Origin of the sequence: Streptomyces phaeofaciens, assembly GCF_014648915.1 — a bacterium.
GTDB lineage: Bacteria > Actinomycetota > Actinomycetes > Streptomycetales > Streptomycetaceae > Streptomyces > Streptomyces phaeofaciens.
In genome coordinates, this window is the sequence record NZ_BMSA01000023.1 from 154,478 (window position 1) to 167,686 (window position 13,209).

The 13,209-nt window shown below is 70.5% G+C and carries 10 protein-coding genes and 1 pseudogene; 5 read left to right on the forward strand and 6 right to left on the reverse strand.

Translation table 11 applies throughout. The features are described 5' to 3' along the window. Positions 1–7: 7 nt before the first annotated feature. A complete protein-coding gene (locus IE275_RS32485; RefSeq protein ID WP_373299331.1) occupies positions 8–922 on the reverse strand; it encodes a carbohydrate ABC transporter permease in 915 nt (304 codons plus the stop codon). After that, positions 919–1,908, reverse strand: coding sequence for an ABC transporter permease (locus tag IE275_RS32490; protein WP_189715800.1), 990 nt, complete (start codon positions 1,906–1,908; stop codon positions 919–921). Before IE275_RS32490 ends, IE275_RS32485 begins: the two co-directional genes overlap by 4 nt. 268 nt (positions 1,909–2,176) lie before the next feature. Between IE275_RS32490 and IE275_RS32495 the strand changes: the two genes are divergently transcribed. Then, a complete protein-coding gene (locus IE275_RS32495) occupies positions 2,177–3,172 on the forward strand; it encodes an acetylxylan esterase (RefSeq protein ID WP_189715803.1) in 996 nt (331 codons plus the stop codon). Between the two features lie 386 nt (positions 3,173–3,558). Here IE275_RS32495 and IE275_RS32500 read toward each other — a convergent pair whose 3' ends face one another. Next, positions 3,559–4,644 (reverse strand): lytic polysaccharide monooxygenase auxiliary activity family 9 protein, encoded by a 1,086-nt coding sequence (locus tag IE275_RS32500; protein WP_229870772.1) that lies wholly within the window; start codon positions 4,642–4,644, stop codon positions 3,559–3,561. 54 nt (positions 4,645–4,698) lie between these two features. On the opposite strand from IE275_RS32500, the gene IE275_RS32505 reads away from it, so the two are divergent. Then, positions 4,699–4,905 carry a hypothetical protein gene (locus IE275_RS32505; RefSeq protein WP_189715805.1) on the forward strand — a complete coding sequence of 69 codons (207 nt, stop codon included), beginning with the start codon at positions 4,699–4,701 and terminating at the stop codon, positions 4,903–4,905. A gap of 71 nt (positions 4,906–4,976) precedes the next feature. Here the strand turns inward: IE275_RS32505 and IE275_RS32510 are convergent, their stop codons facing one another. The 3 genes from IE275_RS32510 to acnA form a co-directional block, all read right to left on the reverse strand. Continuing rightward, entirely contained in the window at positions 4,977–6,491 is a 1,515-nt protein-coding gene (locus IE275_RS32510; protein WP_189715808.1) for a HAMP domain-containing sensor histidine kinase, read from the reverse strand. Beyond that, positions 6,488–7,213, reverse strand: a complete 726-nt coding sequence (locus IE275_RS32515; RefSeq protein ID WP_189715810.1) for a response regulator transcription factor — start codon at positions 7,211–7,213, stop codon at positions 6,488–6,490. Before IE275_RS32515 ends, IE275_RS32510 begins: the two co-directional genes overlap by 4 nt. 134 nt (positions 7,214–7,347) lie before the next feature. Further along, on the reverse strand, positions 7,348–10,062 hold the full coding sequence (gene acnA / locus IE275_RS32520) for an aconitate hydratase AcnA (protein ID WP_189715811.1): 2,715 nt from the start codon (positions 10,060–10,062) through the stop codon (positions 7,348–7,350). Positions 10,063–10,458: 396 nt separating this feature from the next. Between acnA and IE275_RS32525 the strand changes: the two genes are divergently transcribed. The 3 genes and pseudogenes from IE275_RS32525 to IE275_RS32530 all read left to right on the forward strand — a co-directional run bounded on the left by IE275_RS32525 (position 10,459) and on the right by IE275_RS32530 (position 12,811). Further along, a complete protein-coding gene (locus tag IE275_RS32525; RefSeq protein WP_189715812.1) occupies positions 10,459–11,094 on the forward strand; it encodes a shikimate kinase in 636 nt (211 codons plus the stop codon). A gap of 12 nt (positions 11,095–11,106) precedes the next feature. After that, a pseudogene (locus IE275_RS46210) lies at positions 11,107–11,187 on the forward strand (DUF4236 domain-containing protein); the annotation flags it as partial. A 94-nt stretch (positions 11,188–11,281) separates the two neighbouring features. Further along, a complete protein-coding gene (locus tag IE275_RS32530) occupies positions 11,282–12,811 on the forward strand; it encodes a helix-turn-helix domain-containing protein (protein WP_189715813.1) in 1,530 nt (509 codons plus the stop codon). Positions 12,812–13,209: the final 398 nt, after the last annotated feature.

Consider the following 13,209-nt stretch of genomic DNA (forward strand, 5'->3'; position numbering starts at 1 on the left):
CCGGCTCTCAGCCCTTGACCGCGCCGAGCATCACGCCGGAGACGAAGTAGCGCTGGACGAACGGGTACACGCAGAGGATGGGCAGGGCGGTGAGCACGATCGTGACCGCCTGGATGTTCGCCCCGACCTGGCTGAGCTGTTCGGTGGCCGCACCGGCGTTGCCGCCCGTGGTGGCGCCGGAGATGAGGTTGCGCAGATAGACGGTGACCGGCATCAGCTCGGTGCGGTCCATGTAGAGGTACGCCGAGAACCAGGAGTTCCAGAAGGACACCGAGTAGAAGAGCACCATCGTCGCGATGACCGCCTTGGACAGCGGCAGCACGATCCGCAGCAGGATGCCGTACGTGCTCAGGCCGTCGATCTCGGCGGCCTCCTCCAGTTCGGTGGGCAGGCTCTCGAAGAACGCCTTCATCACCAGCAGGTTGAAGACGCTGATCGCGTTCGGCAGGGCGATCGCCCAGACGGAGTTCTTCAGGCCCAGGCTGGTGACCAGGACGTAGTTCGGGATGAGTCCGCCGGAGAAGAACATGGTGAACACGGCGACCCCGACGAGGACGCCCCGCCCTTTGAGGTTCCTCTTCGACAGGACGTAGGCGTAACAGGTCGTCAGAACCATGGCGACGACGGTGGAGACGACCGTGTAGAAGACGGTGTTCGCGTAGTTCCGCCAGAACATCGCGTCCTGGAAGACGATGTCGTAGGTGGTGAGGTTGAACCCCTTCGGCCACAGGGTGACCTCACCGGCGCGGATCTGCCGCTCCCCGCTGAAGGACCGGGCGACGATGTTGACGAAGGGGTAGAGGGTCACCAGCACGACCAGGGTGAGAATCACTCCGTTGACGCCCTGGAAGACGCGGTCGCCGCGGGTGCGCCGGTGCACCGGGGTGCGCGGACGCACGGGCGGGGAGAGCGGCGGGCTCACCACAGGCTCGTCCCCACCGTGCGGCGCGACAGCTGGTTCGCGGACGTGATCAGCACCAGGCCGATGACCGCCTCGAAGAGGCCGATCGCGGCGGCGTAGCTGAAGCTGTTGGACTCGACGCCGGCCCGGTAGAGGTAGGTGGAGACCACATCGGCCGTCGGGTAGGTCAGCGGGTTGTACAGCAGCAGGATCTTCTCGAATCCGACGGCCATGAAGGTGCCGATGTTGAGGATCAGCAGAGTGATCATGGTGGGGCGGATGCCGGGCAGGGTGACGTGCCAGATCTGCTTCCACCGGTTGGCGCCGTCGATCCGGGCCGCCTCGTACAGGTCCTCGTCGACGGTGGTCAGGGCGGCGAGGTAGAGGATCGTGCCCCAGCCGGCGGTCTGCCAGATCTCCGAGCCCACGTAGACGGTGCGGAACCAGCCGGGTTCCTGGACGAACCGGATCGCGTCCAGACCGAACCAGCCCAGCGCGTGGTTGACCGGCCCGTCGGTGGCGAGCATCTGCAAGGTGATGCCCGCGACGATCACGATCGACAGGAAGTGCGGAAGATACGAGACCGACTGCACGAACCGTTTCAGCGAGCGTCGGCGTACCTCGTTGAGCAGCAGCGCCAGGGCGATCGGGATCGGGAAGCAGAAGACGAGCGTGAGCGTGCCCAGCCACAACGTGTTGCGGAAGACCTGCCAGAACGTGGGATCGGACAGGAACATCCGCACATAGCGCAGCCCCACCCACTGCTCGCCCAGGATCGAACCCCCGGGCTCGAAGCGGCGGAAGGCGATGACATTGCCGATCATCGGCAGATAGCGGAAGACCAGGAAGAACAGCAGCGGCAGCACGGCCAGCGAGTACAGCTGCCAGTCCCGGCGCAGCGCGCGCCGACGGCCGGGGCGCGGGGCCGGTCGCCCCGGTCCGTGCCGGGTCTTGGGCGGTGGGTCCTGGGTTCCTGGGGACGGGGCCGACGTGGTGGAGGTGCTCATGCTCGGGCCTCCCGGGGCGTCGCTCGAAACGTTCGACCAGCCACGTGCTCTCGAAACTTTCGTGCCCTTACCGGTAACTCTGCGGCAACGTAAGGGCACACGGAAAGCGCTGTCAATGGGTGCTGCACGGTGGACCGGTGGGGAGTGATGCGGCGTTGAAGGCGCAAACGGGTGGGGTAGAACCGGAGAGTCCACTGCTAACGTGCGTCGCAAATTTCTGGCTGAGGTACGCAACGATCGATCGCCCACGACCCCTGCGAGGTGCCCCGTGCCCGCGTTCGACCTGCCCCTGGCGGAGCTGGAACGCCACCGCCCCGACCTCGACGAGCCCGCCGACTTCGACGCCTTCTGGCAGGACACCCTGAAGGAGGCCGAGCGCCACGAACCCCTGGTGTCGGTCCGCCCGGTGAAGACCGGCCTGCGTCTGACGGACACCTGGGACGTGACGTTCCGCGGCTTCGCCGGGGATCCCGTCCGGGCCTGGTTCACCCTCCCCGCACACGCGCGGCAGCCGCTCCCCGCCGTGGTCGAGTACATCGGCTACGGCCGCGGCCGGGGCCTCCCCCACGAACGGCTGACCTGGGTGAACGCCGGGTACGCACACCTGCTGATGGACAACCGCGGCCAGGGCGACCAGTACGGCAACGGCGGCCACACCCCCGACCCGCACACCGGCGCCCCCGGCGGCCCGGGCCCTGCCGTACGCGGCCTGCTCTCCCCGCACGACCACCACTACCGCCGGCTGATCACGGACGCGGTGCGCGCGGTGACGGCGGTCCGCGCGCTGCCCGGGGTGGATCCGGCGCGGACCGCGGCCGTCGGCAACAGCCAGGGCGGCGGGCTGGCCCTGGCGGTGGCGGGCCTGGTCCCCGACCTCGGCGCGGCCTTGGTCACCGCGCCGTTCCTGTGCGGCATCCGCCGCGCCCTGGACCTCACCGACGCGGCCCCCTACGGCGAGATCACCGCCTACCTCGCCGTCCACCGCGGCGCCGAGCAGGCCGCCCACCGCACCCTCTCGTACCTGGAGGGTGTCTCCTTCGCCCGTCGCGCCCACGCACCGGCCCACTTCGGCACCGGCCTGCGCGACACGGTGTGCCCGCCGAGCGGCGCGTACGCGGCGTTCAACCGCTACGGCGAGCTGAGCGGGGGCGGCGCGGACCCACGCCGGGAGATCCACCCGTATCCCTTCAACGGACACGAGGGGGGCGAGGCGGAGCAGGTGCGCCGCCAACTGGGCTGGCTGGCACGGGTGATGGCGGTATAGCGCCGCGCGGGGTTCGCCGCGGCGCCCTTCGCCGGAGGCCGCGGCCGACTTCGCCGTGGGGCGCGCCCGCTTTCGCCGTGGCCGCGGCCGCCTTCACCGTGCGCCGCGCCCCTGGTGGCGCTCACGGCGCCGCCTTTGCCAGGTGCGGCAACTGCCTTGACCGGCACCCCACTTGGCAGCGGGCGGCACTGACACGGTAAAGTCGCCGACGGCGCCGCGACAACGTTGTCCCGCCACGATGCGACATCGGCTTCCGGCCCGTGACACCGTCCGGGCCGACCCCCGGGCCGCCCTACTCCCCCGAAGGGCGGCCCGCTCGCGGACCCGGTGGGCGCGCGGCTCGCTGCCCACCGGGTCCGCCCCGAGCTACGGCTCGCGGGATCCGGTCACCCCACCCGGCAGGGCAGGGTCGTGGCGCTGTCACCGCCGGAGCCCGTGACGACGTAGCCGAATGTGGTGCTCTGGCCCGGACTCAGCGAACCGTTCCAGTCGGCGTTGTGGACCATCACCGCCTGGCCGTTGTAGGTGGCGTTGCCGTTCCAGAGACTGGCCACCGACTGCCCGGCCGGCAGGGTCCAGTCGACCATCCAGCCGAGCATCGGGACGTCACCGGAGTTGGTGACGGTCACCTCGGACTGGTAGCCGCCGTTCCAGCTGCCGGTCGTCCGGCGGGTGGCGGTGCAGGTGCCGGGGACGGGCTCGGAGGGGTTGCCGGGTTCGTGGATACCGGTCACCTCGCCGTTTCCGCCGTCGAAGACGACGTCGGAGCAGGAGTAGAACGTCTCCGCGCTGTCCGAGCGCTGCCAGACCATGTAGATGATGTGGCGGCCCGACTTGCCGGACGGGAGCTGCCCGGTCCAGGAGTAGTTGGCCTCGACCGTGCCCGGGGAACCGTTGAGCGGCGGGTGGTCGACGGTGAGGAAGGGCTGGTCCTCCATGTCGTCCCAGGTGAGGGTCCGGGTCGGGTCGAAGCCGTCCTTGGTGACGTAGACGTAGAACCACCCCGGGTGCGCGGCCCAGGCGTTGTAGGAGAAGTCGACGCCGGCGCCGGAGGTGAGGTGGGTCAGCGGCCAGTCGCTGCGGGCGGCGTTGAACCCGGTGAAGTTGGCGTTTCCGCCGCTGCACAGCTGACCGTCCGGGACGAAGCCGCGGGTGCGGCCGGCGCCGTCGGAGCGCAGGACGGAGAACCAGTTGTAGAACGGGGTGGTACCGCTCACCTGCTGGGCGTTCTTGCAGGCCGGATTGACCGGCTTGATCTCACCGGTGTCGGTGAGACCGTCCTGCCAGCACAGGAAGGTGCGGCTGCCCGGCTTCATGGGGGTTCCGTGGGCCTCGGCCCTGCCACCGCTCGTGACGATGAGGCCGAGCGCCGGGACGGTGGCCACCAGAGCCAGGAGGACGAGGAGCAGGGCCTTGGTGCGTAACCGCGATCTCGTGGACGTTGATTTTGGCGTGATCATGACAGATGACATGGCGGAGTCCGTCCTTCCATGTACGGACCGTGCGCGTACGGGGAGTTCGTGCGGGTGAGACGGACCGCGCGGCACGACGGGCCGCACGGAGGGGGTGTGCGGGTGTGGGGCGTGAGCGTGGAGCGCGAGGTGCGGGTGTGGGTGCAGGTGCGGGTGTGGGTGCGGGTGCGCGAGGCGGGAGCGTTCCCGGCTCCCGGGCGGGTTCCGGTCCGCCGGGTGCCTCTATGGGAGCGCTCCCACCTCACCTGTGGCGGAAGGTAGCGCCGTACGGCCCACTTGTAAACGGGTGCGCTCAGGTTGGCGTCGGGGCCGGCGCGGGCGTCCCCGACGGCTCACCTCATCGACGCCCGTGCACTCCAGGTCAGCGTGTCCGCGCCCGTCTCGCCCGTCAGGGGCAGTTCGACGGTGAACTCGGTACGGCCCGGCTCGCTGCGGACGTCGATCCGGCCGCCGTGCGCCGCGGTGATCGCGGCGACGATGGCGAGTCCGAGGCCGGATCCGGTGCTCTGGTCGGCGCGGGCGCGGGAGGCGTCGGCGCGGGTGAAGCGTTCGAAGACGGAGGGCAGGAGGTCGGGCGGGATGCCGGGGCCGTCGTCGCGGACGCGGATCGTGCCGAGGCCCTCCCGCGCCTCGACCGCGGCCACCACCCGGGTGCCCGCCGGGGTGTGGACCCGGGCGTTGGCCAGCAGGTTGGCGACGACCTGGTGGAGCCGGGCCTCGTCGCCGAGGACCAGCGGCGCGGTGTCCAGGCACAGCTCCAGCTGCCAGTCGTGGCCGTCGCCGGCGGCCCGCGCGTCCCACACCGCCTCCGCGACCAGCGACGCGAGGTCCACCTCCGCCGACTGGAGCGGCCGGCCCTCGTCGAGGCGGGCCAGCAGGAGCAGATCCTCGACCAGACCGGTCATCCGGGCCGACTCCGCGGTGACCCGGCGCCAGGCCATGCCCGGTTCGATGCGGTCGGTGCCGCGGTTCATCAGCTCCGCGTAGCCGGAGATCGAGGCGAGCGGGGTGCGCAGTTCGTGGCTGGCGTCGGCCAGGAACCGGCGCATGCGTTCCTCGCTGCGGCGCACCCGTTCCTCGCCGCGCTGGCGTTCGGCGAGCGAGGACTCCACGTGGTCGATCATCCGGTTGAGGGCGGCGCCGACCTGGCCGGCCTCGCTGCCGGGGTCGGTGTCGCGTTCGGGAACACGGGTGAGCGCGGTGACCTCGCCCCGGCAGAGCGGGGCCCGGGAGACCTCGACGGCGGTGGCGGCGACCCGGCCGAGGGGGCGCAGCTGACGTCGTATGACCACCGCGCAGACGCAGCCGGCGGCCGTCAGACCCAGTGCCGCGACGACGGCCTCGATCGCGACCAGGCCGCTGATCATGTCCTGGACGTCGCCCATCGGCAGGCCGGTGAGCACCCGGACGCCGTCGCCGGCGAGGCCGGTGACGCGGTACGTGCCCAGGCCGGGGACCGTCCTGGTGTGGTACGACCCGTCGGTGCCGATGCCCGACAGTGCCGCGGTCTGGGCGGCGGTGAGGTTCCGCGGCGGGGCGTCCTGGCCCACGGTGGCCGCCGCGAGGATCGTGCCGTCGGTGTCCAGCCGGGCGGCCAGCATGCCGGCGGGGTGACCGCTCTCGTTGAGGAAGGTCAGGTCGCCGGTGAGGTCCGGGTGGAGCGAGGCCCCGCCCAGGCTGCGTTCGGCCGCGTTGGTGACCCGGTCGTCGAGGTTGCCCAGCAGGTAGGCGCGCTGGGCGAAGACGGTGGTGAGGGCCATCGCCGCGCACACCGTGACCAGGATGGCGGTGATGAGGAGGAGGAGACGGGTACGCAGGGAACGGCCCCGGAGCCTGCCGGCGTTCATCTCCCGTCCTCCACCGGCCTGATCGCGTACCCCAGCCCGCGCACGGTGTGGATCATCGGCGCGCGGCCCCGGTCGAGCTTGCGGCGCAGACTGGAGATGTACACCTCGACGAGGTTGCCGCCGCCGTCGAAGGAGCTGCTCCACACATGGTCGAGGATCTGCGCCTTGCTCAGGACCTGGCGCGGGTGCTCCATGAGCAGGCTGAGCAGGTCGAACTCCTTGGCGGTGAGCGTGACCGGGGCGCCGTCGCGGTGCACCTCCCGGGTCCGGGCGGTGAGCACCAGGGGGCCGAGGACGCGTACGGGGTCGTCGGCGCGGGTGCGTTCGGCGCCGGAGCGGCGCAGCAGTCCGCGCAGTCTCAGGACGACCTCCTCCAGGGAGAAGGGCTTGGTGACGTAGTCGTCGGCGCCGTTGGCCAGCCCGTCGATGCGGTACTCCAGGGCGTCGCGGGCGGTGAGCATGAGGACGGGCAGTTCGGGGTTCTCGTACCGCAGGCGGCGCAGTACCTGGATGCCGTCCAGGTCGGGGAGCATGCCGTCCAGGACGACGGCGTGCGGGGCGCAGCCCCGGGCCACGCGCAGGGCGCTCTGGCCGTCGGCGGCCGGGTAGGGATGCCAGCCCGCCTCGGTGACGGCCACGGACAGCACTTCGGTGAGCGCGGGCTCGTCGTCGACGATGAGCACGCGGACGCGGCCGGTTCGGGTCCCGGGGGTGCCAGTCATGTCCCGATCCTGTCCCGGCCGGCTGGGGGAAGCCTGTGTTCAGCCTGAGGGTCGGTGATGACCTGGGACGAACACGGCGAAGGGCCGCACCCCCGTCCCCGGGGATGCGGCCCTCGACTGCCGTGCGCCGACGCCTACTTGCGGATCAGGCTGCGCAGCACGTACTGCATGATGCCGCCGTTGCGGTAGTAGTCCGCCTCGCCGGGGGTGTCGATACGGACGACCGCGTCGAACTCGATGCCGGTGTCGGTGGTGACCTTCACCGTGCGCGGGGTGGTGCCGTTGTTGAGCTCCTCGACGCCGGTGAAGGAGAAGGTCTCCTCGCCGGTGAGACCGAGGGTCTCCGCGGACTGGCCCTCCGGGAACTGGAGCGGCAGCACGCCCATGCCGATGAGGTTCGAGCGGTGGATGCGCTCGTACGACTCGGTGATGACGGCCTTGACGCCGAGGAGCGCGGTGCCCTTGGCGGCCCAGTCGCGGGACGAGCCGGAGCCGTACTCCTTGCCGCCCAGGATGACCAGCGGGATGCCCTGGTCGATGTAGTTGCGCGAGGCGTCGTAGATGAACGACACCGGCGCGTCCGCCTGGGTGAAGTCGCGGGTGTAGCCGCCCTCGGTGCCCGGCGCGAGCTGGTTGCGCAGGCGGATGTTGGCGAACGTGCCGCGGATCATGACCTCGTGGTTGCCTCGGCGCGAGCCGTAGGAGTTGAAGTCACGACGCTCCACACCGTGCTCGGTGAGGTACTTGCCGGCCGGGGTGTCGGCCTTGATGGCACCGGCCGGGGAGATGTGGTCGGTGGTGACCGAGTCGCCCAGCTTGGCGAGCACGCGGGCGCCGGTGATGTCGGAGACCGGGGTGGTCTCCATCGTCATGCCCTCGAAGTACGGGGGCTTGCGGACGTAGGTCGACTCCGCGTCCCATTCGAAGGTGTCGCCGGTGGGGATCGACAGGGCCTGCCACTGGGCGTCGCCCGCGAAGACGTCCTGGTAGGACTTGTTGAACATGTCCTCGCCGATGGCGTTGGCCACGACGTCGTTGACCTCGGCCTCGGAGGGCCAGATGTCCTTGAGGAAGACCGGGTTGCCGTCCTGGTCGATGCCCAGGGCGTCCTTGGTGATGTCCACCTTCATGGAGCCGGCGAGGGCGTACGCGACGACCAGCGGCGGCGAGGCCAGGTAGTTCATCTTGACGTCGGGGTTGATCCGGCCCTCGAAGTTCCGGTTGCCGGAGAGCACCGAGGTGACCGCGAGGTCGTGGTCGTTGACGGCCTTGGAGACCTCCTCCGGCAGCGGGCCGGAGTTGCCGATGCAGGTGGTGCAGCCGTAGCCGACGAGGTTGAAGCCGACCTTGTCGAGGTACGGGGTCAGGCCCGCCTTGTCGAAGTAGTCGGTGACGACCTTCGAGCCCGGGGCGAGGGTGGTCTTGACCCACGGCTTGCGGGTCAGGCCCTTCTCCACCGCCTTCTTGGCCACCAGCGCGGCGGCGACCATGACGTACGGGTTGGAGGTGTTGGTGCAGGAGGTGATGGCCGCGACGGTGACCGCGCCGTGGTCGATCGTGTAGGTCGTGCCGTCGGGGGCGGTGACCGTGACCGGGTTGCTCGGCACGCCGTTGGTGGCGGCCGGGGCGTCGGAGGCCGGGAAGGACTCCTCGCCCGCCTCGTCGGCGGTGGAGACGTAGTTCAGGACGTCGGTCTTGAACTGCTCGGCGGCGTTCGCGAGGACGATCCGGTCCTGCGGGCGCTTGGGGCCGGCGATGGACGGGACGACCGTCGACAGGTCCAGCTCGAGCTTCTCGGAGAAGTCGGGCTCGGCCTTCGGGTCCAGCCAGAGGCCCTGCTCCTTGGCGTACGCCTCGACGAGCGCGACCTGCTGCTCGGAGCGGCCGGTGAGCTTGAGGTAGTTCAGGGTCTCGTCGTCGATCGGGAAGATCGCGGCGGTGGAGCCGAACTCCGGCGACATGTTGCCGATGGTGGCGCGGTTCGCGAGGGAGGTGGCGGCGACGCCCTCACCGTAGAACTCGACGAACTTGCCGACGACACCGTGCTTGCGCAGCATCTCGGTGATGGTGAGCACGAGGTCGGTGGCGGTGGTGCCGGCGGGCAGCTCACCGGTCAGCTTGAAGCCGACGACGCGCGGGATGAGCATGGAGACCGGCTGGCCGAGCATCGCGGCCTCGGCCTCGATGCCGCCCACGCCCCAGCCGAGCACGCCGAGGCCGTTGACCATGGTGGTGTGCGAGTCGGTGCCGACCAGCGTGTCGGGGTACGCCTGACCGCCTCGGACCATGACCGTACGCGCCAGGTGCTCGATGTTCACCTGGTGGACGATGCCGGTGCCCGGCGGGACGACCTTGAAGTCGTCGAAGGCGGTCTGGCCCCAGCGCAGGAACTGGTAACGCTCCTTGTTGCGGCCGTACTCCAGGTCGACGTTCTGCTTGAAGGCGTCGTTGGTGCCGAACTTGTCGGCGATGACGGAGTGGTCGATGACCATCTCGGCCGGGGAGAGCGGGTTGACCTTCGCCGGGTCGCCGCCGAGCGCCTTGACGGCCTCACGCATGGTGGCGAGGTCGACGACACAGGGAACGCCCGTGAAGTCCTGCATGATCACGCGGGCCGGCGTGAACTGGATCTCCTGGCTGGGCTGGGCCTGCGAGTCCCAGCCGCCGAGGGCGCGGATGTGGTCGGCGGTGATGTTCGCGCCGTCCTCCGTGCGGAGCAGGTTCTCCAGCAGGACCTTGAGGCTGTAGGGGAGTCGGGCCGAGCCCTCCACCTTGTCCAGGCGGAAGATCTCGTACGACTCGTCGCCCACCTGCAGCGTGCTGCGGGCGTCGAAGCTGTTCGCCGACACGACGGTCTCCTTCATTGATGTGCGCGTACCACCGCATCCTGCCGCCACGCGGGCTTGGCCGATCCGCTGAGGTCAGGCTAAGTTAGGTAACCCTTACTGCCAGACCGGTGACGCGTGCGGCTGCGGTGCGCCTCGGCAGATATCTCGATGTCGAGATAACTCTAGTACATAGGGGCTGGATGGTCATGCCCGGGCTCGCTGCGCGGCCCGGGAGCACTTTGTGCTGCGCGGCGCCGGGCCTCGGCATCCGTCTTCATTCTCCGGCGTCCGTCGGCGCCCGTCGGCGTCCCTCGGCGTCCGTCGGCGGGAAATCGCATAGCGGACCGGCCGCGGCCGCTGCTTGACTCGCCCGAGCCCGAGCGATCTCGACGCCCGACGATCCCGCGTGAGGCCCCCATGACCGCCCCCGCCCCACCGCCCCTCCCCGGCCGCGCCGAGGACACGGCCGCGCCCGCGCCTCTGATGGTGCTCATCGGACCGGCCGGCGCCGGAAAGACCACGCTGGGGCGGGAGGTCGCGGCGCGGGCCGGGGTGCCGTTCGTGGATCTGGACGCCGTCGGCGACCGGTACTACGCGGAGGTGGGGTGGAGCATCGCGCGGGTGCGGGAACGGATCGACGCGGTGGGACGGCTCGCGGCCGAGACCGAGTGGGAGCCGGCCCGGGCGCACGCCGTGGCACGGGTGGTCGCCGAGCGCCCGGGTGCGGTGGTCGCGCTGGGCGCCGGGCACACCAGCTACACCGACCCGGCGGCACTCGCCACCGCGCGCGCCGCACTGGCCCGCTGCCGTGACGTGGTGCGCCTGCTGCCCTCACCCGACCGCGCGGTGTCGCTGGCGGTACTGCGGCGGCGCTGCGCGGAGACCAAGGGCAGCGTCTGGATCGTCGACGGGCACGACTTCCTCGCGCAGTGGCTGGACGACCCGGCCGTACGGCGGATGGCGACCCGGACCGTGCACACCGGGGAGGAGCCGCCGGGCCGGACGGCGGAGCGGCTGCTGCTCGGTGGTCATGGAGTGGCGCAACCGGGGTAGACGCCGGGCGACGGCCGGCACGGCCCGCGTCACACACGGAGCAGCACCGGACGTCGTACGACATCGGTGGATTTGCCTGGGCCATTCGGGTGACGTCGGACGCGTACCTCCAGGCGGCGTTGACGGGGTATCACCCGAACGGACCCCCCAAGAGGCGCCATCTCATATCTGAGATAGCCTCAGCCTCATGGCAGACGACTACCTCGTACGCATCGGCAGGCTCATCCGTGATGCCCGGCAGCACCGTGGCTGGACACAGGCGCAGCTGGCCGAGGCGCTCGGAACCAGCCAGAGCGCGGTCAACCGCATCGAGCGCGGCAACCAGAACATCAGCCTTGAGATGATCGCTCGGATCGGTGAAGCCCTGGACAGTGAAATCGTCTCGCTGGGCTATGCGGGACCCATGCATCTGCGTGTGGTGGGCGGCCGTCGGCTGTCCGGTGCCATCGACGTGAAGACCAGCAAGAACGCCTGCGTGGCGCTGTTGTGCGCCACGCTGCTCAACCGGGGGCGGACGGTGCTGCGCCGGGTCGCCCGGATCGAGGAGGTCTACCGCCTGCTCGAGGTGCTCAACTCGATCGGTGTGCGGAGCCGCTGGATCAACGGCGGGGTGGACCTGGAGATCGTGCCGCCGGCCGCGCTGGACATGGACGCGATCGACGCCGACGCCGCCGTCCGCACCCGGTCCATCATCATGTTCCTCGGTCCGCTGCTGCACCGCCTGGACCACTTCAAGCTGCCCTACGCCGGCGGCTGCGACCTCGGTACGCGGACCATCGAGCCGCACATGATCGCGCTGCGCCGGTTCGGGCTGGACATCGCGGCGACGGAGGGGCAGTACCACGCCGTCGTCGACCGGGCCGTACGCCCGGACCGGCCGATCGTGCTGACCGAGCGCGGGGACACCGTCACCGAGAACGCGCTGCTGGCCGCCGCCCGGTACGACGGGGTGACCGTCATCCGCAACGCGTCCTCCAACTACATGGTCCAGGACCTGTGCTTCTTCCTGGAGGCGCTGGGCGTGAAGGTGGAGGGCATCGGCACCACCACGCTCACCGTGCACGGCGTGCCGCACATCGACGTCGACGTGGACTACTCCCCCTCCGAGGACCCGGTCGAGGCGATGAGCCTGCTCGCCGCCGCGGTGGTCACGGAGTCGCAGCTGACGGTGCGCCGGGTCCCCATCGAGTTCCTGGAGATCGAGCTGGCGGTCCTGGAGGAGATGGGCCTCGACCACGACCGCACGCCCGAGTACGTCGCCGACAACGGCCGCACCCGGCTGGTGGACCTCACCGTCCGGCCCTCCAAGCTGGAGGCGCCGATCGACAAGATCCACCCGATGCCGTTCCCCGGCCTGAACATCGACAACGTCCCCTTCTTCGCGGCCATCGCGGCCGTCGCGTCGGGCAAGACCCTCATCCACGACTGGGTCTACGACAACCGCGCGATCTACCTCACCGACCTCAACCGCCTCGGCGGCCGCCTCCAGCTCCTCGACCCGCACCGCGTCCTGGTCGAGGGCCCCACCCGCTGGCGCGCCGCCGAGATGATGTGCCCGCCGGCCCTGCGGCCCGCGGTGGTCGTCCTGCTGGCGATGATGGCGGCGGAGGGCACGTCCGTGCTGCGCAACGTGTACGTCATCAACCGGGGCTACGAGGACCTCGCCGAGCGGCTCAACTCGATCGGGGCGCAGATCGAGATCTTCCGGGACATCTGAACGGCGCGGTGCCGTGCCCCTTGGAGGCAAGGGGCACGACACCCAGTAGTAGTGGTGCACCCACACCCGGCGCAGCGGCGAACGTCACGCCGACGAGGCTCCGGGCGAGGCCCTGCCGGCGGCCGGCGTGCTTGCCGCGGTGCCTCGCACGGCGAGCCCGGAGCAGGTGGTGGACGGTTCGGATCAGGCCGTGAGCCAGCATGTTCGGGGCGTCCTTCTTGGTACTGCCGACGTAGTTGCAGATGTGCGGTCCGCTCGATCCTTCGCGGCCGCCGATGCACGAACCCCGGCCCGCGCGAGCACGGCCAACGGCGGCGCGGGGCCGTTTGCGAGGAGAACGCGGCGGGCGCGCGCCCCCGTGGCTACGCTGCCCCTGGGCCGGTGGTGCGTCCGGCACA